Raw genomic sequence first — 22,555 nt, 5'->3', positions numbered from 1 at the left:
GCCGGTGAACTCCGTGCGACGACGGGCGGGCGCCCGGTGTCGCTTCCTGCTCCATATGGGGTACGCGGGGCCTCCGAGCCCCCTTCCGCTCCGGGCCGGCGGGCGCCGCGAAGGTCGGCGTTACGGCTGCTCAGCCGCCGTAACGCCGGTGGCGGGCGGCGTAGTCGCGCAGTGCGCGCAGGAAGTCGACCTTGCGGAAGGCCGGCCAGAAGACCTCGCAGAAGTAGTACTCCGAGTGGGCGGTCTGCCAGAGCATGAATCCGGACAGCCGCTGTTCGCCGCTGGTGCGGATGACGAGGTCCGGGTCGGGCTGGGCACCGGTGTAGAGGTGACGTCCGATCATGTCGACGTCGACGGCCTCCGCGAGCTCCTGCATCGAGGTGCCCTTCTCGTGGGCGTCGAGCAGCATGGAGCGCACCGCGTCGGCGATCTCCTGGCGGCCGCCGTAGCCGATGGCGACGTTGACCAGTATCCCGTCGACGTGGGCCGTGGCCTCCTCGGCCTCCTTGAGGGTGGTCTGCATCCCGGGGGGCAGCAGGTCGAGCGTGCCGACGTGGTGCACCCGCCAGCGGCCGTCGGCGGCGAGGGTGCGCACGACGTCCTCGATGATGCCGAGCAGGGGGACGAGTTCGTCCTTCGGCCGGTCGAAGTTGTCCGTCGACAGCAGCCAGAGGGTGACGACCTCGACGTCCGTCTCACTGCACCAGCCGAGGAACTCCTCGATCTTGTCGGCGCCGGCCCGGTGACCCTGCGCGGGGCTGGAACCCGCGGCCTTCGCCCAGCGGCGGTTGCCGTCCATGATGACGCCGATGTGCTTGGGCACCTGAGCGTGGTCCAGGTGGCCTTCCACCCGGCGTGCGTACAGCCTGACCAGCAGGCCGCGCAGCTTGTCGCGCAGGTTCACGTGATCGTCAGCCCCTCCGTGCGGATCGGACAGTGCGGCGTCCGCCGCGGTCCGCGGGATGCGGCCCCGTCCCGGCCGCGAGCGGGTCCTGTCCGTATGGCGGTCCCCGGGGGCGAAGCCTACCCCCGCGGGGGCCGGGGTCCCCAAAGGCCCGGGTGGGACGCCTCAGGAATGCTGCGGCGGAAGCCCGTTCGCGCTGTCGCGGCGGAACCAGTCGCCGGCGGAGCCCTGACTCAGCAGGACGACGACGGTGATGGCGCCGGCGAGGGGAAGGATGCCGAACGGGGTGCGGTTCGCGGTCGCGCCGAGCGCGAGCAGGATCTGCACCGACGCCAGCACGATCGAGGTGACCCGCACGCCGCTGCCCACCCTGGGATACAGGAAGGCCAGCACGAAGAGGACACAGGTCATCAGATACGGCGCGAAGGACCGCCCGGCGGCCTCGGCACCGGCGGCGGCCCCGACGACGAGGGTGAGCAGCAGCCCGAGTCCCGCCATCACGAAGACGACGACCTGCGCGGCGCGGACGGAGGCGGGCATGGCGAGGGGCGGGGTGGGGCCGTAGCCGTAGCCGTAGTAGGGGGAGGGGGCCGGGGGGTGGGGGTGCGGATGCGGCGAGTACGCGCCGGGCGGCGGCGGGGTGGGGGCGGCGTAAGGGGTGGCCGGAGTGGCGGGAGCCGCGGGAGCGGCGAAGGGGCCGGCGGGTCCGGGCGGGGGGCCGTACCCGGCGGGGGGCCGCTGACCGTAGGGGCCGGGCTGATGGCCGGGGCCCGGGTGGGCAGGGGGCTGGTGGCCCGGGTACGGACCCGCGTGCGGACCGGGCTGATGGCCGGGCTGATGGCCGGGCTCGTGGGGGTGCGGTGTCGGATGCTCGTTCGACATACCCCGGACTCTAGCCAGAGCCACAAGAAAACGGGCCGGTCCGTGGGGGGGAGACGGACCGGCCCGAGGGGGGGTTTCCACCATAACCCTTCGTAAGGGATGACGCGTCCATCGGCGTGCCACAACTACTCTCCGGAACCGGCCGACAACGCCCCGAGACGCGGGGAAGGCAGGATTCAGGGCGCATGCATGGCTGGAATCAGGCGCTTTCCTGGGCAAAAACAGGCGGTGAGGGGGCCCTGCGGAAGCAGTAACCCCAGAGGGGCCACATCACGACAACCCTTCCGGCCGCCCCCTGGACGGGTGATACGTCAAGGAACGCGCGCTTGACCGGAAAAGGGGTTCGGGCACCGCGCAGCCCCCTCCACTGCGCGGTACCGCCCGCGCAGCTTTGCTTACGCGAATAACCTTGGTCCGAACTTACGTCGGATCCTGCCCCGGAGGCGAGCCCCTGCCCATAACGATGCGGAAACTCTGGAACCACAGGAGCCCCAGGGGACACGGGCGGCAAGAGAAGGACGACACGCTGTCACCGTCGCCGCAGGAGAAGGACGACGGACCGGGACGACGACGGACGACGGACCGGGACGACGGACCGTCGTGGCACGCGGGCACGCGGGCACGCAACCGGCAACCGGCAGGGGGCAGACGGCAGGCGCAGGCGGTAGACGCAGGCTGCAGGCTGCAGCCTGCAGGGCAGCGAACCCGGAAGAGGACAGGTCCTGTCCTCCTCGTTCTCTACCGTCGGACCCATGACGACGATCCCGAAGATCGCGTGGCTTGCGGCGAGCGCTCGGCGGGCGGAACGGCAGTTCTTGTCCGCACCGGCCCCGCGGGCCACCGCGCCGGCCGACGTGGTGGCCGCGATGCTCGGCGCCCACGCCCAGGTCATGTCGGCGGCGGAGGTGTCGGTGGGGCTGCGCTGGGCCGGGACCACGCGGTCGGACGTACGCGCGGCCCTGTGGGGGCCGGGCTCGGGCGCGGACGGGCCGGGGAGCGGCTCGGGGGCCGACTCTGGTGATACGGACGGCTCGGCGGGTGTGTCGTCGGAGGCGGCCGCGCCAACGAAGGCGGGGACGCCGGAGGCGAGGACGCGGACGAAGGCGGGCCTGGTGAAGACGTACGGCCCACGGGGAACCGTCCATCTCCTCCCGGCGCGCGACCTCCCCGTGTGGTGTGCCGCGCTCAGCGCGGTGCCACGGGGCCGCAGTCCCTTCCCGCCCGACGTCCTGCTCACCGGTGAGCAGGAACGGCAGGTAGTGGCGGCGATCGGGGACGCGCTCGAGGGCGTGTGCCTGACCATGGAGGAGCTGAACGAGGAGGTCGTGGCCCGTACCGGTCCCTGGGCCGGTGACCTGGTGATGCCCGCGTTCCAGGGGATGTGGCCGCGCTGGCGCCAGGTGCTGCACCGGGCGGGCTGGTCCGGCGCGCTGGTTTTCGGCCCCAACCGGGGCCGCCGGGTCACGTACACCCGCCCGCCGGTCACCGGCACCACCCCACCCGTACCGGAGGAGGCACTGCGCACCTTCGTGCGCCGCTATCTGCACGCCTACGGCCCGGCGGCCCCGCGGCACTTCGCGAAGTGGCTGGCGGCGCCCGTGGGGTGGGCGGAAGGGGTGTTCCGGGAGCTGGCCGCCGGGGGATGGATCGAGGAGGTCGCGTTCGAGGCCGGGACCACGGCCGAGACCGAGGCCCGGGTCGAGGCCGGGGACGACGCTCGGGTCGAGGCCGGGGGCGGCGGGGTCGGGAAGAGCGGGGGCGGCGGGTCCGGGTGGAGCGGGGACGGGGGCTGGTGGGTGGTCGCCGGGGACACGGATTTCCCGTCGGACCCGCCCCGTGGCGTACGCCTCCTGCCCTACTTCGACGCCTACGTCATCGCGGCCCAGCCCCGCGAACTGCTCTTCCCCGGTGCCGCGTACCACCGCGCCCTGGCGGGCGGCCAGGCGGGCAACCACCCGGTCCTGCTGGTGGACGGCGTCGTCGCGGGCGTCTGGCACCAGCGACGCGCCGGCCGCCGTACGACGATCACGGTGGAACCGCTCGGACGCCTGACGGCGCGGCAGGAACGGGAGGTGGGCGAGCAGGCGGAGCGGGTCGGGGAGGTGCTGGAGGCGCGGACGCAGTGGAGGATCGGCGAGGTCGCGGTGGGCCCGCACGCGTAGTCCGCCGCCCCACCGTCACCGGCTGCCGCGTTTGCGCGCGTCGAGGGGATGACGGGTGCTGTGTGCTGTGGGAGGGCCGGCCTGCCGGACTACCGGCACCAGGGGCCGTACCTCCTCCGCCGCGAACCACACGAATCCCTCCGGGTCGGGCTCGTCCCCCGTGGGCTGGAGAGTCACGGAGTCGGCCCCGGCCTCGGCGAGCCCCGCACCGCCTTGGCGACGGCGCCGGCGTCCCCGGCCACCCCGAGGCCCGGCACGGAGCCCACTCACCCGGCGGCCAGTTCGGCACGCAGGCGTGCGTCGGCATCGGGACCGGTGGCCGTGAGCAGATGGACGACCACCGTGTGCTCCACGGCCTCCCGCCCGGCCGCCGCCCGCCCCTCGTCGACGAGCCGACACGCGTGCCGCACCCCGTCGGGCGAGGTGGAGGCCGTGAGGATCGTCCCGTCCGCGGCCTCACCGGTGAGGCGGAGGGTGCGGGGTCCGGTGGCGCCGGCGAACACCCGGGCGCCTCCGGCCGGCGGCCAGTCGAGGGCGACGTCGTCGAGCCTGACGTACCGCCCCCGGGTCGTGAGCCGCTCCCCGCGCAACAGGGCACGCAGCGCGTCGAGATGCTCCAGCAAGGTCACCGGCGACTCGGCCCGCGCCCCGACTGTCCCATCCACTCCTGCACGCCGTGTCCGACGCCGAGGAGGGCGCGGCCGGGGAACATGCGGTGCAGGGTGGCGGTCTCCATGGCCGTGATGGCAACGTTCCGCAGTGGCACCGGCAACAGCCCGACACCGACCCGTACCCGCTCCGTCCACGCGAGTGCGGCGGCGGCACTGGAGATCCCGCCCTCGCGGAAGCAGTCCTCCCACAGCCACAACTCCTCGAGCCCGGCTTCATCCGCGAGCCGGGCCACGGAACGAAGTCGCTCGGGGGCGAGCTGCGGTCGGAAGACGGCGCCGAGTGTGGTCATGGAGGTGTCCCCACCCACGGGGAGGTGACCGGGCAAACGTCTCTCCGGCCACTCCCTTCTCTCCTTTCTTCCCCCTCCTGCCTCGGATCCTCGAAACCGACGCTCTCGGCGATCAGCCGCAGAAGCGCCCGGTACTCCTGCCTTCGGACCGGGGCGGTGGTGGTGAGGCTGAGTACGGCCAGGCGTCTGCAGTCCGGGTGCGGCAGGTGGGCGTGCACCTGCAGCAGCGGTCGCTGCGGCAGACCGCTGCCGGGCGTGGGCGCGACCGTGGTCTCACTGAACGTGGCGGGCCCACACGGAAGCTCGGCGAACTCGACACCCGAGTGCCCACCCCCGCCCGTCACGGCCCGGGCGGCGGTGACGCCCCTGGGGGCGACGGCGACGTCCCGCCACGACACGGTGAACACGGAGACCAACACGTTCGCCGCGCCACACTCCGGGCCCAACTCGCCGATGTCGTCACGGTGGACGCCCAGGGAGCAGTGGACGGTGCCGGCGTCGCGGAGGGCGGCGAGGAGTTGCTGGCCCGCGGCGAACACAGTGATGAACTGCCTGCGGGCCTCCTCGTCCGGCGCGGCGTTCAGAAACGGCACGGCTGCGGTGCGCAGGCTGTCCGCCGCCATTGAGCCGGGCTCGGGCAGCAGGGCATCCAAGGGCAGGGGGACGAAGCCGGGAGGCTCCACGAACCACAACTCCGCGTGCGGATCCCTGAGCGAAGGATCAAGGACGACCACGGGAACGCTCATGATTCGGTCCCTTCCCTGCCACTTCGGCCGGTCACGGCGGGAGGCACAGCGACGACGAATCGAGCCCCCGCACGACGGGCGCGTTCGAGGTCGGCCGGGTTCAGGCCGTCCCAGTGCCTGCGTGGGGCGCGCGGATCTAGGGCGGACGGCTGATAGAGGAAGTGCAGCCGTCTGGGCGTCCTGCCGTTCCCGGCAGGCACGGCCACCACCCCGAGGAAGCGCGGATCACCAGCGAACCACAGAGGCTCCAACTGCCGCTTCAACTCCACCTTCGTCCGAGGGCCACCGATGCGGCGCAGCCACCAGTACGAGCGGTGGTGTTTGACGAAGGTCAGAGGAATACCGGTCTGCGAACCGCCCGAAGGATCGGGAAACATGATCCAGATTCCGCGATCCTCCGCATCGGGATGCTGATCAATTCCGCGCGGACTGCCGTGAAGCACCTGCCATGGGTATGCACGCAGCACTCGAAGCATATGGAGGGCTGACGGAAAGTAAATTAGTTGAACCGTCACTCGATAGGCGCCATAAAGGAAGTAGGGCATGAAGACCCAGACGAACCAGTTCGGAGCTTCGGTCGAAATACCCAGCAACAACACCCAGCCACCACCCCAGCCGACCAGCCCAATGGTGTTCATGGTCATGTGCTTCACCCATGCCCAGCGGCTGGGTGGGTGTTCCCAAGCGGTGGGGTAGTCGGTGCTCTTCACAGCTTCCTTCCCTCGTGACACATCAGAAGGCATGTCGGGCGAGGCCATAGATGACGCCGGTGTCCAGGACGAGACGACTGCCATCGATACCTGCGACGGTGCCGTCCTTGATTCCGTCGTCGTCCGCATCCACGAGTTTGTTGTGGAGACCGAAGCCAGCGGTGCCGACGCCGGCCACGCCCGCGGTCCCTTCCACGAGCTTGGCAGCCGCATCCGGATTGTTGGCTCCCCGCACGGCTCGGGCCACGAATGAGTTCCCAAGGCCCGCCACAGCCCTCGCCTCGTCCATGGTGTTGGACCGGACCAGGACCGCTCTGTCGCTGAGGGTGACTGCCGTCGTACTGCGCAGGGCGGCGCGGACTCCCGCGTAACCGCCCTTGACCACGGCTCCCACTCCCGGAAGCGATCCCACGAAATCAGCACCGACGGAAACCGCGTTGCTCCAAAAATTCGCGTCCAATTCACCATGACGGAAACCGTCCAACAGAGACGCTCGCACCTCAGGGTCGGAGAGCCGCAGGCCGAACGCGGTGACGCTGATCGTCGAGCTGGTGAGCATCAGTGTCGCCACAGTCGCGAGACTCCACCCCAGCGGACCCGCCAGAAGGAGGGCCGCGACGGCGATGAGGCCCGCCGTGAAGCTCAGGACGTCCGGCAGGTTGTCGCCCAGCCAGTCGAGGGCCTCGTCGAACCAGCCGGGCTCCTGCGGGGCGAGCTTCTTCGTAGCCTCGCGGATCTTTTCCGCACGGCGCTGCGCCACGCGCTCATGCTCCTCCGCCAGTCGCTTCGCCTTGCCGATCACTTTCTCCAGCTCGGCCTGTGCCTCGTCGACCTCCCCCTCAGCCCGGGTCAGCGCACGCCGTGCCGCATCCTGATCGTCGCCCTTCTCCAGATCGGGGTGCTCCCCCGCCCTCGCCGCCCGACCCTTCGCCCGGTCGACCTCGGTCCGCGCCTCCCTCGCGTCGTCCTCCAGCCGTTTGGCACGCCGTTGGAGATCGTCCAGCTCGCTCTCCCACCGGCTCAGTTGCCGGGCGGCCTTGCGAAGGGAATGCGCCGCGTTCTTCAGGTTCAGCGGCAACGGCCCGTCGTGGAGCTGCTCCCGGAAGGCGACTGCGGCGTCGCCCTTCCAGTGGCTGCCGTCCAGCAGCTTGGTGACCACGTCGTACGTGTCCTGGAGGACCTTCGCGCAGCCGCTCAGCTTCCTGTGCAGCCCCCGCACGGTCTCCGTGTCGCCCGGAACCGGATTGAACCCCAGGTGCGGGTACTCGGGGTTCGCGATGGGCGGTGCCGACTTGAGCCCCTGAGGCTTGCCGAGGTCCGCCCGGGACTCGGGGTCGAGGGCCGCGCCCGTCCCGTCGGTTCCCGGAACGAGGCTCACTTCTCACCACCCGCGCCGCCGGCCTTGCCGTCCCGGGCCTTCCGCACCGCCTCCTCGAGGGCCTTGTCGACCTCGAGGTAGCTGTCCCTGCTCTTGCCGATGATTTCCGCGAGGTCCTCGGTCTGCTTGCCGATCTCCTCGGCACCGTACTTCCAGTCCTCCTGGAACGCCTCGCACGCAGAGTCGAGGTCATCGGTGCCCAGGCCGGTGACCGTCACGTCGGCCAAGGCCCTGCGCACGCCGCCGAGCGAACTCGACGACCTGCGCAACGACTTCATGAACCTTCCGAGCTCGTCCCCGTCAACGGTCAACCTCTGCGCTGCCATGCATGCGTCCCCTCTCCTGGCCCATCCGCCCAGAGAGGGCAACGAGAGAGGCTCCCTTTCGTCGCGCGTACGAAAGGAAGCCCCTCTTCGAGGTGAGCGCCTACGGGGATGCGCAGCGGCTGGACACTCCGTCCTCGTGCGCCTGCGCGCCCGTGCGCAGATCAGCGGTTGACGGCCTGGATTTCCTGGACGACCACGTCCTGGGTCGCGCCGAAGGTGCCATCAGGCAGAAGCTGTTCGCCGTCGACCCCCGTGCCGGTCCAGTGGATCTTCCAGGTGACCGTGGCTTTGAGCTGGTATGAACCGTCACCCGACGAGCGCAGGTATTTCACGCCGCACGGAGGGATTCGGTCTGCTTTGCCCCTGGCGTACGGCTCGCCGATGCGATCGTTCCGGAGTTCGCACACTCCGGACCCTGGGTACCTCTCGGCGTCCGCGGTACCGGGCTCGATCTGCACGGAGACTGGTTCGGCCGTGGTGGTCGCCTTGATGCCCAGAAGTGGCACAGATGCCGTCACCGACACCGTGTTGAACTCCGCCCCGTCCAGCCACGCCCACGTGGGGAGGTTCACCTTCGTGGTGCCTTCAGGGGCAAGGTCTACTTGTGTCGGTGGAACTCGGAGTTCGGCGTAAGCAAGCTGGGCCAGGACCTCGGTGGTGATCGCCTGCGGGATGTCGGCCGGCGGGTCGTCGTTTTCATCCACCCAGAACACGGGCTTGTCACATTCGAGAGCGCCCGGGTCGCCTTCCCGGCCGGGTGTGACATAGGAGTCCCACCAGTACCCCTTGCCAGTCTTGTGCTTGTTGAAGTCCTTCTTGGAATCCTCCGGGTCGAGGTACTTCTTCCGCTGCTCGGCGTCCCACTGATACCCCGTCGACTCGGCTGCCCAAATGGGCTCCAGGTACTTCTGCAGCTGCTCAGGGGTGTACTTGGGGGCGTAGTAACAGGCGGGCGGACTCCAGTTCGTGGCAGCAGTCACCGGGCCTGCTCCCTGACCCGAGCCGTTTCCAGAACGATTGAAGACGACGACACCGGCCGTAGCCGAAATCTCGCCCCCCTTCTGGCCACCGTCGACCTGAGTCTCGGATCCCGTGCCGCTGCCTCCAGGCACGAAATCGGCCCAGGCAGCTGTGCCGGAGGCCAGCACACTGGCGGCTGCGACAATAGCCGCCCCTACCGACATCCTCCCTACGGCTGGCACTGAGCGGCCCCCCTCGTGGAGATGATTTGAGACGTTTGCCAGACACCTTCGGCGTTCTTGTCGAGCCTGGTGTTGTACAGGACGTAGCTGTTCTCCGTGACGGGCGTCTTCGCGACCTTGTTCGTCTTCTTGTCCTTGCTGAAGCCCTTGCTCTCGTCTGCGCAGAAGGTGAGAGCGGCGGACTTCTCGGACTTGAGCGTGACCTTGTGGTCGTAGTAGCGAGCCTCACCTGTCAAGGTGGCTCCGGCCTCACGGAACTGGGCGACCCAGGACAGAGCGGCTTCCAGTGCCTTGCCCGTGTTGTAGTAAGCGAGTGCGTCGCCCTTAGGGTCGGTACCGGTGATCGCAGCGTTGACAGCACGCATCCGTTCCGCACTGTCGGCCAGGACCTCGTTCTTGACCGGATCCCCCGTCTTGGAGTCCTCGAAGACCAATGTGAGATCCGGCGGAAGCTTGACCTTTGGGCGGCCCTTGGTGGCCGGGGCCGACTCGCTCGGTGAAGGCGAGGACTCGTTACCCGTATCGGCTCCCGCGATCTTGTCGCTGTCCTCGGAGGAGCTGTCGTCGCTGCTGCCGCACGCGGACAGCGTCAGGGCCGCGGTGGCGGTCAGGGCGAGCGCTGCGAGGAGGGTCGGGCGGCGGTTCACGGTCGGCTCCCGGTGGGGCGAGGCTTCTCTTGAGCGAACACAAGCTATCCAGCGTTGCGTGGCAACACCAACGTGACGATAGTCAAGTTGCGACGCGGACAGGGGTAAGAGGCGTGCCTGTTCGGGCAGTTGATTCGCAACGGTTACATCCCCCGGCGGGGGACGGGTGGAGGGGGCTGCTGTGGCGCGTTGGCCCGACGGGCGTGGGGAGTTGGTTGTGCGGAGGGGGGAAGGAGGCGGCGAGGTCCGGGTGCCTTTGGAGGTCGCTTCTTCCTACCGGGCGCGGACCAAGGGGTTGTTGGGGCGGACCTCGCTCGACGGGGCGCTGCTGCTGTCGCCCGCCAACAGTGTGCACACGTTCCGGATGCGGATGGCCATCGACGTGGCCTACGTGGACCGGCGGATGCGGGTCGTGGCCGTGCGGACCATGCCGCCGGGGCGGCTGGGGTTGCCGCGCTGGCGGGCTCGGCATGTGCTGGAGGCCGAGGCCGGGGCGATGGCCGGGTGGGGACTGGCCGCGGGGGCGCGGGTGGACGTGGTGTGGGGTGGAGGAGGACAGGGGGAAGGGGCGCCGGGGGAAGGGGAGCGGTGAGGCGGGAGCCGGGTCACCACGGGGGGCGGTTCGGGGTGCGGTGGTGCCACCAGTGGTCGTCGGGGGCGGACGGGGCCGTGGGGTCGTTGCCGCGGGTGTGGGCCTTGAAGGATTCGTCCAGGGAGATGAGGTCCGCGCGGAGGTTCGCGGCCGACGGGGGGTCCAGTTCTTCCATCAGGCCGGCCAGGTCGTCCCGGGCCTTCAGGTCGCGGGCGTAGAGGTCCTCCGGGTAGCGGCCCGAGGGGCTCCAGTCGTTCGACTCCAGGCGGCGGATGAGGCGTTCCCACACGTGCAGGGCGTAGTGCGTGCGGCCTTCGGCGCTCGCGGAATCGGCGTTCGGGTGGGCGGCCAGGAATCGCTGGGTGACGGGGGTGGGCAGGGGGTAGTGGTCCAGGGCTTCCGGGAGGGGACCGACCCTGGCCGCCGGCAGGTCCGCGACGGGGGCCTCCAGGGCGTCCACCCTGTACGACGTCGTCCCCTCGTCGTCCAGGTCGGTCTCCTCCACGCGGCATCGGATCGTGCGGCCGTCCGGTGCGGCGAGCCAGTACGCGCTGGGGAGGTCCAGGTCGGAGGGGTGGAGGACGGGGGTGGCGCAGGTGGTGGCCAGGGCCCGGGCCAGGCGCGGTTCCGTGAGCGGCGGCGTCCTGTCGTCGTCGGTCCAGATGTCCAGGGAGAGGCACAGGTCGCCGGGCGGCAGGCGGGTGTACGTGCAGAGGACGGGGGCCTCCCAGTCGCGGTGGTCCTGCTCCGCCTCCGTGTCCGCCACGTCGATCGTCTCCTCCGGGACCGCCAGCGACTCGGCCAGCGCGGCTCTGATGGTCGCCGCGGGCAGGTCCGCGACGGTGAGGAGGTTCGCGATCACTTGTACGTCCCGTCGTAGATCTGCTTGGCCTTCTCGACCTTCTCCGGATTGTTGACGAATTTGGGATCGCGCTGCAATTGCTTCGATGCGCCGACGTCACCCTTGTTGCGGGCGATCTCCTTCAGAGCTGCGTATTCGATCCGGTCGAGCTGGGCCAGGCCGGGGCCCGATTTCGGGAAGACGGTGCCGTTGCCTTCCACCTCGTAGGTGCGGCCGTTGATCTCGTAGGTGTTGCCGTCGGGTGAGAGGGTGGCGCGGCCGTCCGCGATGGCCTCGATGTCGCCCCGGACCAGGTCTTCGTTGCCGCGCAGGATGATGGTGTTGCGCTCCTTGACCTGGCCGCCCGCCGCGCCGCCGACGGTGTGCCGCTTGTTCGGGAACTTCAGGAGTTTGCCGCGGGCCGGGCCCGCGATGTCGTCCCTCGCCTGCCACTCGTTGGCGGGGCGGGCCTTGCGTTCGGCCTCGTCGGCTGCCTTGTCCGCGTCGTCGGCCTGTTCACGGGCCTCTCGGGCCTGCTGCTTCGCCTCCTCGTCGCACTCCTCCTGGGCGAGGACGACGTAGGGGGCGTCGGCGGAGGGGCCCGCCAGGGCCGCCGCCAGGACCGTGGTCCCCGTGCCCGGTCCGCCGAACGGGGACCGTCGCAGAGGTGCGGCGATCGTGCAGCCGGACTCGCGGGCCTTCTGCTCCGCCTCGTCCGCGGCCTCGTCGGCCTCCTTCGCCGCCTCCCGGGCGCCCTTCGCGTCGCCCGCCTCCGCGGCCTTCCTCGCGTCCGCGGCGGCGTCGGTGGCCTTGTCGGTGAGCTTGCCCAGCTTTCCGAGTTTCCCGACCTTGCCGAGCTTCTGGGCGACCTTGGCCTCGCCGTAACCGGGGATGAAGAGGGAGCCGACGTTCCAGACGACGGTGGTGACGGCGCGGGTTTCGTTGCCCTGGTTCCACTGGTCGCGGACGTCGTCCCCGATGAACATGTCGTCGAGGATCTTGCCGCCCGAGTTCACCGTCGCGCCGCCCCAGTCGGTGAGGGCGTCGAGGTAGTCACCGTTCTCCCACTTGCGGCCGGCGTCCTTGGCGTCCTCGGACCACTGGTCGGCGATGACTCCCCCGTAGTCCTTGATGCCCTCCAGGGACTCCAGCGGGTTGGTGACGAGGTCCCACATGTCGGTGAGGTCGCCCCAGATGCCGTCGACGAAGAGGCCCTCGCCGACCTGCTTGAGCTGGTCTCCGGCGCAGCCGAAGAAGGAACCGAAGCCGGAGAAACAGCCCTCGTCGCCGTCGTCGCCCTCGTCTGCTTGGTTCCGGTCGCTCTCGTCTTCTTGGTTGCCCGCGTCACCGGGGGGTTCGGTGCCGGCTTCGGGGGCTGAGCCTTGGTCGCCCGGATTCCCTTCGTCGTCTCCGGACGCGGGCCCGGCCTCGCTGCCGTCTCCGGGCCCGGCTGCGTCGCCGTCTCCGGGCTCGGCCGCGTCGCCGCGTGGGGGCTGCTCTCCTTCGGGAGCGGGGGCACTGTCGGGGCCCGGGTCGGCGGCAGTGTCGTCCTCCGCGACCGCGTCCGGGCGGTCGTCCGCGGTGGCCGGTGCCGTTGCCGGGCATGCCGTGCCCGTGATCTCGCAGACCGCCGACTGGATGCCGCCGAAGATCTGCGCGCCCAGGCCACTGACCGTGAGGCCGACGACCAGTGCGGCCACCACGGCTATCAGGCCCGCGTATTCAACCGCCGTCTGGCCCTCGTCCCGACGCCGGCGAATCATCCGGGAGAGGGAGAAGGGGCGGCGTGCCGCGCGCTCGAACTCGGGGGTGCGGTACCAGTCGCGGCTCTCGCGACGGGTGAGGAAGTACAGGACCAGGAGCGGGAGGAACAGTTGGGTGTAGCCCCTCGCGGATCCGTCGGCGATGTTGGACATCGCGCCGAGGACCAGCCATGCCTGCACGGCCGTCAGGGCGGCCCACGTCCTGGGCCCGCCCGCCCAGGTCCGGCGGGCCAGCCACCAGCCCAGCACACCGGGCGCGGCGGCGTAGGCCGTCAGGGCGAGCACGCCGCCGTCGAGTTCGTCGTACGAACCCGCCGTGAGGAGCAGGCCCAGACCGCCCGCCACGGTGACCACGAACAGGGCGTGTACCAGGACCAAGGCCGTCGCGAGCGGCCTCGGCATGTCCCGGCGGCCGGCCGGACCCGACGGCCACGCCGGGCCGGCCACGGGTATGCCCCCGCCGGCTCCTCCGGCCGCCCCTGCTCCCCCGAGCGACGCCATGTCCACTCCCCCCTCAACTCCCCCGCGCGGGAGACCTCGTGCACGTCGTCGCGAGCCTAGGGAGGGGGCTCGGGGGCGACATGGGCCCCTGGGCCCAAAGCGGAGCCCAAAGGCGGAATCCGCGGGCCCCAGCGGTGGTGCAAGTGCGCGACCAGCGTGGTCAGGTGGGATTCGGCGGCCGCCTCCTCACGGCAACGCCTGCTTCGCCGTCGCCGGGCAGGAGGACCATCCCCTCACCGACAGCAGAGAGGCCCTGCGCGCCCTGATCCTTGAGATCAAGGCGGGCAAGGCCGATCATCTGCTGCAGTCGGCTCGCTCAGCTTTCGGAGCGCGGGAAGGAGACCTCGACCCTGCGGTTCTTCTTCCTGCCCGCTTCCGTCGAATTGTCGGCGATCGGGTACTGCTCGCCGTAGCCGCGCACCTCGTACGTGACGTTGGAGTCGTTCAGCTCTTGGTCGAGGATGCTCTGCACCGCGTTGGCGCGCTTCCTGGAGAGCACGTCGCCGTGGGCCGAGGAGCCCAGGTTGTCCGTGAAGCCGAAGACGCGGATCTTCGTCGCGTTCTGGGTCTTGATCTCCTGCGCGATCGTGGAGATACGGGACCTCGCCTGGGAGCTGAGTTTCGCGCTGTCCTTGGGGAACAGCACCTCGGCCTGGAGGGCGAACTTGACGTCGGAGTTGGTGTCCTCGCGGCGTTCGTCACCGCTTTGGTCTTCGACGACTGTCTTGATGTCGAGGACCTTGGCGGCGGCAAGAGTGGCACCTTCCGGGAGCTTGAGGTCGGGATCATTGCCATCCACCTCTACGGGTGCGGCGACTGTCGCTTCGGTGCCGGGGGGGACACTGGGGCCATCGTCGGCGTGAACCACTCCAGTGCTGGTGAAGACGACAGCGGCGACAGTCCCCACGAGAATCAGGCGAGTGTGGGTCATCCTCTGCCTCACCCGGAGATTTCGATCGTCGCACTCGAGAAGGTCGGCAACTGGAAGGCAACCTCCGTCGTAGTAGTTGGCGGCGCCGGGAACTGCATGAAGACCGGGACGGTCTCCCCCGACTTGATGATGCCCAAATCTGTTGTAGTCAGGGGGCGCCCGTCCGTGTCGCGGAGCACGTAGTACCGCTTCTTTCCTTTCGAGTCCACAAGCGTGGCTCCACCGAGCGTCCGACCGTGCTTGATGATCTCTGTCTCATTCCCCCTGACTACCCCCGGCACCGTGATCCGCTTTGCCCCGTCGTTCTTGAGCTCGCCATTCACCGTTAGGAAGCCGCCTGCATCACGTTCGGCACTTGTGAGCCGCAGAAGCAGACCGTCTTGTCCCCTTAGTTCCGCCAATGGCTCAGTAGACTGGCCCTCCTGAGCGCTCGGGCCGGATCCACCGCCCTTGGACGCAGCTGCCGAATCCTTCGGCTTTTTATCATCTTCGCCACCACCACCGCAGCCGGCCACGCCGAGGGCCAGTCCGGCCGCAACGGTCAAGGCGACCATCCCCCTGCGGGCCGTCGTTGTGAACCGAATGCTCATGCCCTGTTTCCTTAGTCACTCGTCGTTCGCTTGTCAGTCGGCCAGATGGACGTCAAACAGGTCTTCGGGCTCCGGGAGCAGGTCCTCGGGACCCTTCGGGTCCAACTCCCATTCCCTGTCCTTGCAGGTGAGTAGAGGCAGCGTGTCCCTTCCCCCACCCTCACCCAGAAGGTCGAACGTGCAGCGCGGCTCGATCACGGCTGTGGCGAATTCCTTGGACTTCATCTCTTCCGTACCGGGCACGATGGAGTCGCCCACCGTGTCGTTTGTCTTCACCTCAACCGTGTAGTCCAGCGGTCCGTCTCCGCCGCAGTTCACCACTTCGGCGTCGTTCTGCGCTGCAAGCTCGTACGCTCGCCAGCACGAGTCGTCGAGCCCCTCCGCTACGCCGCCGAAGATGGCCTCCCACTTGGCCGGATCCAAGACGTTCTGAACCCATGCACCGGCAAGTTGCTCCCGCCGGTCCTGGGCAGCTGCCAGAGCAGCGGCGTCGGCAGCAGTCTGCGCGTCGTTCCGATTCGCCGCGGCCTGGCCGACCGCAAAGTACGCGAACGCGAGGAAGAGCAGGCCCCCCACCACCGTGATGTAGATGGGGAAGGCCTGCCCTGCGTCGCCGTACCTACGGGGCCGCATCAGCCGCCGGTGACGTTCGCGATCTGCTCCGTGATCGCGTCGTAGATCGAGGTGCCGATGTCCGTCCCCGTGATGGCCAGCACGATCGCCACCACAACCGCGATGATCCCCAGGTACTCCACCGCGGTCTGGCCCTTGTCGTTGCGGGCGGCGCGGGACTGGAGGTACGTGACCGTCGTGTTGATCCAGTTGCTCATGGTGTTCCCCTCCGGCTGACGCGGTTGCGGCCTCCTCCGCGGGGCCGCTTTCGACATGAGCAACGTAGGGCCGTAACCCCCGCCGGACGGAGGGCCCGTGGGCCCAATCCCGGGCCCAACGGCAGGCCCAGTTCCTCTTCTCGCGCTTGTCCCACGCCCTCACCGCAGGTCACCCCACCCCTCGGCCCGAACCCGGTGCCGTGCCGAGCCACTTCGCGGCGGCCTCGGAGCGGCTCGTGCTGTGGAGCTTGGCGAAGATGCGGTTGATGTGATTCTTGACCGTCTTCTCGCTGATGAAGCAGGTGGCGGCGATCTGCTGGTTGTTCATGCCGGACGCGATGAGGTCCATGATCTCCGCCTCCCTGGTGCTCAGTTGGAATCTCGACCTGTCGGGAGCGGCCGGGCGGCCGCTTGTCCACCCAGACGAAAACTGTGCCACACCCGGTTGCAGTTGCGAAAGGTTTTCTGAAGAAGTAGGTGGATTCGAGACGGAGGGCGCGCCCAAAGGATCCGGGGCAAGGGAACCTTGGCCATCCCTGTGGGCCTGGGTCGGCACAGCAGCTCCGTGTGCACTCGCATCCGCCGTCCCCAGTCCGTCCGGCAGCACCGCACCGCCGCCACCGCCCTGCCGCAACTGCGCCAGCAGCGCCCCCGCAGCCGTCGGCGTGAAGTGCGGGCGTCCCTGTTTGATGTCGCGTACGGCCGACACCAGCTGGTCCGCGGTGAACTCGCCGTGCACCAGGTAGCCGCCCGCTCCCCTGCGCAGGGCCTCCTGGACGATCTCCGACTCCCTGCTGTAGGTCAGCATCACGACGGGGGCGATCTGCACCAGGTAGGGCAATGCCGAGAGGCCGTCCACGCCGGGCATGCGGACGTCCAGGAGGACCACGTCGGGGCGGTGTTCGTGGGCGGCCTCGTACGCCTCCCTGCCGTCCGCCGCCTCCGCCACCACCGTGATGTCCTGGCGGCCGGAGAGCAGGGCGGTCAGGCCGGCCCGGACCACCGGGTTGTCGTCGGCCACCACCACCCGGAGCGCGGTGGGCGGGGACGCGTGCCCGAAGGGGTTGGGCGGCGGCTGCGGTGGGCCGGGGTGGGGATGTGTCCGGTCCGGCATCGGGCGGCCTCCTCTCGGCGAGGGACGGAACGGGGACGGAGACGGGGACGGAGAAGGGAACGGAGAAGGGAACGGGGACGGGGACGAGGTCGGCGTCATGGGGTCGCCTCCAAGGGAGCCTGCGTCGTCACGGCCGCCAGCGGGAGTTCCAGGCGGACCTCTGTGCCGCGTGCCTGTGTGCCCCGGCCGATGCGGATGCGGGCGCCGACCGAGGCCGCGCGCTCGACCATGCCGACCAGGCCGAAGTGGCCGGCCCGGCGCAGCTGTTCCAGGTTGGTGCCGGGTGGCAGGCCCCGGCCGTCGTCGTGGACGCTGATGCGCAGCAGGTCGCCGTGGACGCCGGCCCGGACGTCGACCCGGGTCGGCTCCGCGTGGCGGTGCGCGTTCTCCATGGCCTCGGAGGCGATGGTGAGCAACTGGCGGGCCACGGCGGGGGGCACGGGCGGCACCGCGGGGTCGCCGGTGGGGCGGTAGGCCGCCGGCAGACCGGTCCGGGTGCTGAAGTCCCGTGTGCGCGCCGCCAGTTCCACCAGGACGTCCGTGCCGTGGGCCGGGTCCGACTCGCGGCGCAGGTCGGCGAGGAGTTCACGGGACTCCGCCGCGGCGCGGCGGGCCGAGCGGGCGACCAGTTCCGCCTGTTGCCTCACCAGTGCCGGATCCATGCGGTCCGAGCCCGCCGAACCGGCCAGTCCGTCCGCGGCCAGGGCGACGCCGTGCAGCGTCTTGGCCACCGAGTCGTGCATCTCGCGGGCCAGCCGGGTGCGTTCCGCGCCGACCGCCTCCGTGACGGCGAGGCGGGCCTGGACCGTCGTCAGGGCCCGGGTCGCCTCGCCGAAGCGGAGCATCAGATTGCGGAGGCTGGAGCCGACCGCGCCCGCGACCACGCAGAGGCCGGGGAGCAACGACACCTCCGCCAGGTCCGGGCGCGGGCCCTCCAGGGCCGCGTAGACCAGGAGCAGGATCAGGCCCTGGAGGGAGGCAAACCCCGCGGCGCCGCGCCAGCCGTAGACCAGGCCCGCGAGGAGCGGGGTGCAGACGCTGACGTAGGCGAGGGTGGTGTCCGGGCCCGCCGAGATCAGCAGCAGGGCGCCGAAGAGGGTGTCCAGCGCCAGGAGGACGGGGTGGCGCAGCAGGAGGGGGCCGAAGCGTTCCCAGTCCCGGAAGAGGACGTAGGACGCCATGAAGGTGACCACCACCGCGATGCCGACCAGGCGGGTGCCCCAGCCGGGGCCCGCGTTGAGGAGGGCGGCGGGGGCGGCGAGGGCGATCATCGCCAGGCGGAAGCCGAAGACCTGGCGGCACAGGGCCTGTAAGGCGTTGATCTGGATCAGTACGTCGGGTGCGGCTTGGGTGGGGTGCGTCCGGTTCTCGGCCGCGTACCCGCCCGCGCCGGCCGTGCCGCTCTCGTTGCCGGGTGCGGTCGGCTCCTGCGGGGACCCGGCCGCAGCACCGTCACCGGCCACCGGCTCCCGAGGAACCCCGGCCGCAGCACCGTCGCCGGCCGACGGCTCCCGAGGACCCCGAGCCGCAGCACCGTCACCGGCCGACGGCTCCCGCGGGACGCGGGCCCGAGCACCGTCGGTGGCCGCCCGGTCGGGCGGGTGCCCGGCCGGCGCGGGGTCCCAGCCCGGCGGCAGCGCCGGGGTCACCGACGTCACCGGGATGTCCGGGGCGCCCGTGCGGACGTGGTCCGGCAGGACCGTGCCCGCCGGAGGGGTGGTGATCTCGGCCGGCCTGGGGCGGCGGCGGAGCAGCCCGGCCCGCTCCCCGTCCGGAAGCCGCCCGTCCGGAAGCCGCCCGCCCGTACGCCGCCCGCCCGTACGCTCCCCGCCCGTGCGTTCCCTCGTCATCGCCATCGCACCCCCCACCTCCGTCCTACTCGCCCGTGATCGAGCCGAAGTCGGTGCCCGAGCCCAGGATCAGGCCCGCGCCCAACAGGATCATCGTCGCCGGGACCATGAACGTCGTGATCATCATCGTGGCCTTGGGAACCGCCCGCGCGGCCTTGCGTCGGGCGTTCTGCGCGTCGGTGCGGCGCATGTCCTTCGCGAGGGCGACCAGCGTGTCGACGATGGGGGCGCCCAGTTCCTCGCCCTGCTGGAGGGCGGTGACGAACATGGCGACCTGCTCCGAGTCGTTGCGCCGGCGCAGTTCCGCGAAGGCCTGGCGGCGGCTCATGCCCAGGTCCATCTGGCGCAGCGTGATGCTCAGTTCGTCGGCCCACGGGCCCTCGTACTTGGAGGCGACCCGGTCGAGGGCCTGGCGGAAGCCCAGGCCCGCGCTCACCACGACCGCCAGGACGTCCAGGAAGTCCGGCAGGGTCCGCTCGATGACGTCCTTGCGGATGCGGATCGCCGACCAGATGCCGACCTCCGTCCAGAACGCGCCGAAGGCGAGCAGCAGCAGCGCCACGAACAGCTGGCCCCGCATGAGGAAGACCAGGAAGCCGACGCCGCCGAGGGCGCCGTAGACCGCGCGGCGCGCGGCGTAGCGGTCGATGGTGAGACCGCCGGGGTTGCCCGCCAGGTCGATCTTGCGGCGGTACTTGGCGACCTGCTTGGGGCCCATGAGGCGCAGTACGGCGGGGGCGTAGCGCATGCCCATGCGGTCGACCAGCGAGTCGACCGCGCCGGTGCGGGTGGAGCCGACCTCGAGCGCGAGGACGAGGTCGCCGGGGAGTTTCGCCTCGGCCCGGTACATGCGGATGCCGGCGAAGATGCCCCAGACGGCGAGGCCCATGGCCAGTGCCAGGAGGAGTCCCATGATGTTCCCAGTCCCTTCTCGCCGGATCAGACGTCGATGCGGGACAGACGGCGGATGAGGACGAAGCCGACGGCGTAGAGCGCGAACGCGATGATCACCGCGGCCTGGCCGGCGGGGGAGCCGGTCATGCGCTCCAGGGCGCCGTCCTTGACGCCGTTCATGAGGAACAGGGAGCCGACGCCCAGTACGGGGACGGCGTACGACGTCATGTTCACCTGGGAGAGCTGGGTCCGCACTTCCCTCCTGGTCTCCTTGCGTTCCTCCAGCGTCTCGGTGAGGTTGCGCAGCGCGCTCACCACCTGGCCGCCCGCCCGGTTGGAGAGCACCAGGGTGGTGACGAGGACGACCAGTTCGCGGGAGGGGAGGCGGTCGGCGAGTTCGCCCAGGGCGTCGTCCATCGACGCGCCGACCGCCAGCTGGTTGGCGACCTTCGACAATTCCTCGCCCGCGGGCGCCTCCAGCTCCTCCGCCGCCATGCCGATGGCCGTGCGCAGCGCCAGGCCGGCCTGAGTGGCGTTGGCCAGGATGCGGGCCAGTTCAGGGAGTTGGTTGATGAACTTCTCGATGCGCTTCTGGCGCTGCCAGTTCAGGAACTGGAGGGCCACCCAGATGCCGAGGAGGCCGGCCAGCGGCCCGAAGAAGGGGGCCAGGGTGGCCTGGCCGACGAGCCAGAGGCCGGCGACCGTGGCCAGCATGTAGACGAAGAACTCGCCGGGGGTGATGTCCAGGCCGGTCGCCGCCAGGCGCAGTTCCAGCTTCCGGCCGGGTTTGGTACCGCGCAGGCGGCGGTCCAGGCCGTGGAAGTGGCGGCGGCGGCCGACGACGGGGATCTGGCCGGTGGCCGACAGGCGGTCCACCAGTACCTGGCGCTGTGCTTTGCCCATGGCGTAGGAGTGCACGCCCACGACCGCGAGGACGCAGGTCAGCAGGGTGATGCCGGTGGTCAGCGTGATCAGGTTATGCAGATCCATGGGACGGTCCTACCTGGCTTCTCGGGTGGCGAGCTGGTCGGCGGAGTGGGCGACGCCGAAGGCCTGCGGGATGGGCTGGCTCGCCATGTAGAGGCGGTCGGCGGTGCGGCGCGGGAGGGGGTGGTACTCGAAGGCGCCGTAGACGCGGCCGTCGGCGGCCATCGGCTGGGCGTGGAAGCGGGCGACCGTGGCCAGCCGGTACGGTTCGCCGCCGTGGCTCTCCAGCATCGCGATCTCGGTGATGCGGCGGGCACCGTCGGCGAAGCGGGTGAGCTGGACGATGACGTCGACGGCGCTGTTGATCTGGTCGTGCAGCGCGACGAAGGGGATCTCGACGTCGGACATGGAGGCGAGGGTCTGCAGCCGCATCAGCGCGTCCTCGGCGCTGTTGGCGTGGACGGTGGCGAGGGAGCCGTCGTGGCCGGTGGACATGGCCTGGAGCATGTCCAGGGACTCTCCGCCGCGGACCTCGCCGACGACGATGCGGTCGGGGCGCATGCGCAGGGAGTTGCGGACCAGGTCGCGGATGGTGACCTGGCCCTTGCCCTCGACGTTCGGCGGGCGGGACTCCAGGCGGATGACGTGCGGCTGCTGGAGCTGCAGTTCGGCGGAGTCCTCGATGGTGATGATCCGCTCGCCCTCGGGGATGAGGCCCGACAGGGCGTTCAGCAGGGTGGTCTTCCCGGTGCCGGTGGCGCCCGAGACGATGATGTTGAACCTGGCCTGCACCAGACCGGCCAGCAGGTACAGCATCTGCTCGTCGAGGGAGCCGAGGCCGATCAGCTCCTGGAGGGTGAAGGAGCGCGGGAAGCGGCGGATGGTCAGGGTCGCCCCGGTCAGGGACAGCGGCGGGATGATGACGTTGACGCGCTCCCCGGAGGGGAGGCGGGCGTCGACCATCGGGTTGGACTCGTCCACGCGGCGGTTGACCGTGGAGACGATGCGCTCGATGGTTTGCATCAGCTGGTCGTTGGAGGCGAAGCGCAGGGGGAGTTGCTCGACCCGGCCGGCGCGCTCCACGAAGATGGCGTCGGGGCCGTTCACCATGATCTCGGTGATCGACGCGTCCTCCAGGAGGGGTTCCAGGATGCCGAGGCCGAGCGCCTCGTCGACGACCCGGCGGATCAGCTGGGACCGCTCCACCGTCGACAGGACGGGGCCTTCGCGGCTGATGATGTGCCCGAGGACGCGCTCCAGCCTGGCCCGGCGTTCTGCCGCGGCCAGCGAACTCATCTCCGCGAGGTCGATCTCCTCGAGGAGTTTGGCGCGGTAGGAGGCGACCAGGTGGCCGTCCTCGCCCCGGCTTCCCGTCTCCTCGGGGGAGTTGATGCGTGCCCGCAGGCTCATGAGTCCGGTGCTCCTCGTTCCTCGTTCAGTGGTCGAGCGGCATCGTGGCGGTCTTCCGGGCGGGGTCGAAGTCCCAGCCCGGCACGATCGAGGGGATGGCGATCTCGGCGGTGACGGTGACCTCGTCGCCGCCCTGCGCCGGCTCGCAGGCGGTCGCGTCGGCCAGCCAGTCGCTGACCGCCGCGGCGCAGGCCTGTTGGGCGCCCTGGTCGAGCGAGGCGCTGCGGGCGCCGGCGCGGGCGGCGGTGCCGGCCTGCTGGGCGGTGTAGGCGATGAGGCCGAGTTGTACGGCGGCCATGGCGACGATGATCAGGACCGGGATGAAGCCGAGGTACTCGAGGGCGGCCTGGCCGCGGTCGCGGTCCTTCCTCCGGTACGGCATGTCGTACGGCAT

At 70.3% G+C, this 22,555-nt stretch carries 22 protein-coding genes and 1 pseudogene; 2 read left to right on the top strand and 21 right to left on the bottom strand.

Annotated elements, in window-relative coordinates:
* Nucleotides 1-130: 130 nt before the first annotated feature.
* Both ACFYOV_RS13700 and ACFYOV_RS13695 read right to left on the bottom strand, forming a co-directional pair.
* Nucleotides 131-904, bottom strand: a complete 774-nt coding sequence (locus ACFYOV_RS13700) for an isoprenyl transferase (protein ID WP_389086769.1) — start codon at nucleotides 902-904, stop codon at nucleotides 131-133.
* A 165-nt stretch (nucleotides 905-1,069) separates the two neighbouring features.
* Complete coding sequence (locus tag ACFYOV_RS13695; RefSeq protein WP_389086767.1) at nucleotides 1,070-1,786, bottom strand: hypothetical protein; 717 nt, start codon at nucleotides 1,784-1,786, stop codon at nucleotides 1,070-1,072.
* A gap of 752 nt (nucleotides 1,787-2,538) precedes the next feature.
* Between ACFYOV_RS13695 and ACFYOV_RS13690 the strand changes: the two genes are divergently transcribed.
* On the top strand, nucleotides 2,539-3,948 hold the full coding sequence (locus ACFYOV_RS13690) for a winged helix DNA-binding domain-containing protein (RefSeq protein ID WP_389086764.1): 1,410 nt from the start codon (nucleotides 2,539-2,541) through the stop codon (nucleotides 3,946-3,948).
* Nucleotides 3,949-4,041: 93 nt separating this feature from the next.
* Here the strand turns inward: ACFYOV_RS13690 and ACFYOV_RS13685 are convergent.
* The 7 genes and pseudogenes from ACFYOV_RS13685 to ACFYOV_RS13655 all read right to left on the bottom strand — a co-directional run.
* A pseudogene (locus ACFYOV_RS13685) lies at nucleotides 4,042-4,909 on the bottom strand (LLM class flavin-dependent oxidoreductase); the annotation flags it as partial.
* Complete coding sequence (locus ACFYOV_RS13680) at nucleotides 4,906-5,655, bottom strand: hypothetical protein (protein ID WP_389086762.1); 750 nt, start codon at nucleotides 5,653-5,655, stop codon at nucleotides 4,906-4,908. The pseudogene ACFYOV_RS13685 and the gene ACFYOV_RS13680, both read right to left, overlap by 4 nt.
* Nucleotides 5,652-6,365, bottom strand: a complete 714-nt coding sequence (locus ACFYOV_RS13675; protein WP_389086759.1) for a hypothetical protein — start codon at nucleotides 6,363-6,365, stop codon at nucleotides 5,652-5,654. The genes ACFYOV_RS13680 and ACFYOV_RS13675 overlap by 4 nt, the downstream gene beginning before the upstream one ends.
* 22 nt (nucleotides 6,366-6,387) lie before the next feature.
* Nucleotides 6,388-7,743, bottom strand: coding sequence for a putative T7SS-secreted protein (locus ACFYOV_RS13670; RefSeq protein WP_389086757.1), 1,356 nt, complete (start codon nucleotides 7,741-7,743; stop codon nucleotides 6,388-6,390).
* Nucleotides 7,740-7,982: a hypothetical protein gene (locus ACFYOV_RS13665; protein ID WP_389086754.1), complete on the bottom strand. Its 243-nt coding sequence runs from the start codon at nucleotides 7,980-7,982 to the stop codon at nucleotides 7,740-7,742. The genes ACFYOV_RS13670 and ACFYOV_RS13665 overlap by 4 nt, the downstream gene beginning before the upstream one ends.
* A 248-nt stretch (nucleotides 7,983-8,230) precedes the next feature.
* Nucleotides 8,231-9,271 (bottom strand): hypothetical protein, encoded by a 1,041-nt coding sequence (locus tag ACFYOV_RS13660; RefSeq protein ID WP_389086752.1) that lies wholly within the window; start codon nucleotides 9,269-9,271, stop codon nucleotides 8,231-8,233.
* Nucleotides 9,259-9,918 carry a hypothetical protein gene (locus ACFYOV_RS13655; RefSeq protein WP_389086748.1) on the bottom strand — a complete coding sequence of 220 codons (660 nt, stop codon included), beginning with the start codon at nucleotides 9,916-9,918 and terminating at the stop codon, nucleotides 9,259-9,261. The genes ACFYOV_RS13660 and ACFYOV_RS13655 overlap by 13 nt, the downstream gene beginning before the upstream one ends.
* Before the next feature lie 181 nt (nucleotides 9,919-10,099).
* Here ACFYOV_RS13655 and ACFYOV_RS13650 point away from each other — a divergent pair, with 181 nt between their 5' ends.
* Nucleotides 10,100-10,510, top strand: coding sequence for a DUF192 domain-containing protein (locus ACFYOV_RS13650; protein WP_389086746.1), 411 nt, complete (start codon nucleotides 10,100-10,102; stop codon nucleotides 10,508-10,510).
* Between the two features lie 13 nt (nucleotides 10,511-10,523).
* Here the strand turns inward: ACFYOV_RS13650 and ACFYOV_RS13645 are convergent, their stop codons facing one another.
* The 12 genes from ACFYOV_RS13645 to ACFYOV_RS13590 all read right to left on the bottom strand — a co-directional run bounded on the left by ACFYOV_RS13645 (nucleotide 10,524) and on the right by ACFYOV_RS13590 (nucleotide 22,555).
* On the bottom strand, nucleotides 10,524-11,372 hold the full coding sequence (locus tag ACFYOV_RS13645; protein ID WP_389086743.1) for a hypothetical protein: 849 nt from the start codon (nucleotides 11,370-11,372) through the stop codon (nucleotides 10,524-10,526).
* Nucleotides 11,369-13,516 carry a hypothetical protein gene (locus ACFYOV_RS13640; RefSeq protein ID WP_389086741.1) on the bottom strand — a complete coding sequence of 716 codons (2,148 nt, stop codon included), beginning with the start codon at nucleotides 13,514-13,516 and terminating at the stop codon, nucleotides 11,369-11,371. Before ACFYOV_RS13640 ends, ACFYOV_RS13645 begins: the two co-directional genes overlap by 4 nt.
* A 415-nt stretch (nucleotides 13,517-13,931) precedes the next feature.
* Entirely contained in the window at nucleotides 13,932-14,546 is a 615-nt protein-coding gene (locus tag ACFYOV_RS13635; RefSeq protein ID WP_389086738.1) for an OmpA family protein, read from the bottom strand.
* Between the two features lie 8 nt (nucleotides 14,547-14,554).
* Nucleotides 14,555-15,136 (bottom strand): hypothetical protein, encoded by a 582-nt coding sequence (locus ACFYOV_RS13630; RefSeq protein WP_389086736.1) that lies wholly within the window; start codon nucleotides 15,134-15,136, stop codon nucleotides 14,555-14,557.
* Between the two features lie 33 nt (nucleotides 15,137-15,169).
* Complete coding sequence (locus ACFYOV_RS13625; RefSeq protein WP_389086733.1) at nucleotides 15,170-15,769, bottom strand: pilus assembly protein TadG-related protein; 600 nt, start codon at nucleotides 15,767-15,769, stop codon at nucleotides 15,170-15,172.
* Nucleotides 15,769-15,966 (bottom strand): Flp family type IVb pilin, encoded by a 198-nt coding sequence (locus ACFYOV_RS13620; protein WP_389086731.1) that lies wholly within the window; start codon nucleotides 15,964-15,966, stop codon nucleotides 15,769-15,771. Before ACFYOV_RS13620 ends, ACFYOV_RS13625 begins: the two co-directional genes overlap by 1 nt.
* Before the next feature lie 169 nt (nucleotides 15,967-16,135).
* On the bottom strand, nucleotides 16,136-17,080 hold the full coding sequence (locus ACFYOV_RS13615) for a response regulator (RefSeq protein WP_389086728.1): 945 nt from the start codon (nucleotides 17,078-17,080) through the stop codon (nucleotides 16,136-16,138).
* A 95-nt stretch (nucleotides 17,081-17,175) separates the two neighbouring features.
* Nucleotides 17,176-18,834: a histidine kinase gene (locus tag ACFYOV_RS13610; RefSeq protein ID WP_389087106.1), complete on the bottom strand. Its 1,659-nt coding sequence runs from the start codon at nucleotides 18,832-18,834 to the stop codon at nucleotides 17,176-17,178.
* 121 nt (nucleotides 18,835-18,955) lie between these two features.
* A complete protein-coding gene (locus ACFYOV_RS13605; protein ID WP_389086726.1) occupies nucleotides 18,956-19,843 on the bottom strand; it encodes a DUF5936 domain-containing protein in 888 nt (295 codons plus the stop codon).
* Between the two features lie 26 nt (nucleotides 19,844-19,869).
* Nucleotides 19,870-20,814 carry a type II secretion system F family protein gene (locus tag ACFYOV_RS13600; protein ID WP_389086723.1) on the bottom strand — a complete coding sequence of 315 codons (945 nt, stop codon included), beginning with the start codon at nucleotides 20,812-20,814 and terminating at the stop codon, nucleotides 19,870-19,872.
* 9 nt (nucleotides 20,815-20,823) lie between these two features.
* Nucleotides 20,824-22,161 (bottom strand): CpaF family protein, encoded by a 1,338-nt coding sequence (locus ACFYOV_RS13595; RefSeq protein ID WP_389086722.1) that lies wholly within the window; start codon nucleotides 22,159-22,161, stop codon nucleotides 20,824-20,826.
* A gap of 25 nt (nucleotides 22,162-22,186) precedes the next feature.
* Complete coding sequence (locus tag ACFYOV_RS13590; protein WP_389086720.1) at nucleotides 22,187-22,555, bottom strand: TadE/TadG family type IV pilus assembly protein; 369 nt, start codon at nucleotides 22,553-22,555, stop codon at nucleotides 22,187-22,189.

The sequence above is a fragment of the Streptomyces sp. NPDC005931 genome (genome assembly GCF_042871235.1).
Lineage (GTDB): Bacteria > Actinomycetota > Actinomycetes > Streptomycetales > Streptomycetaceae > Streptomyces.
This window is presented reverse-complemented; position numbering and strand designations above follow the sequence as displayed.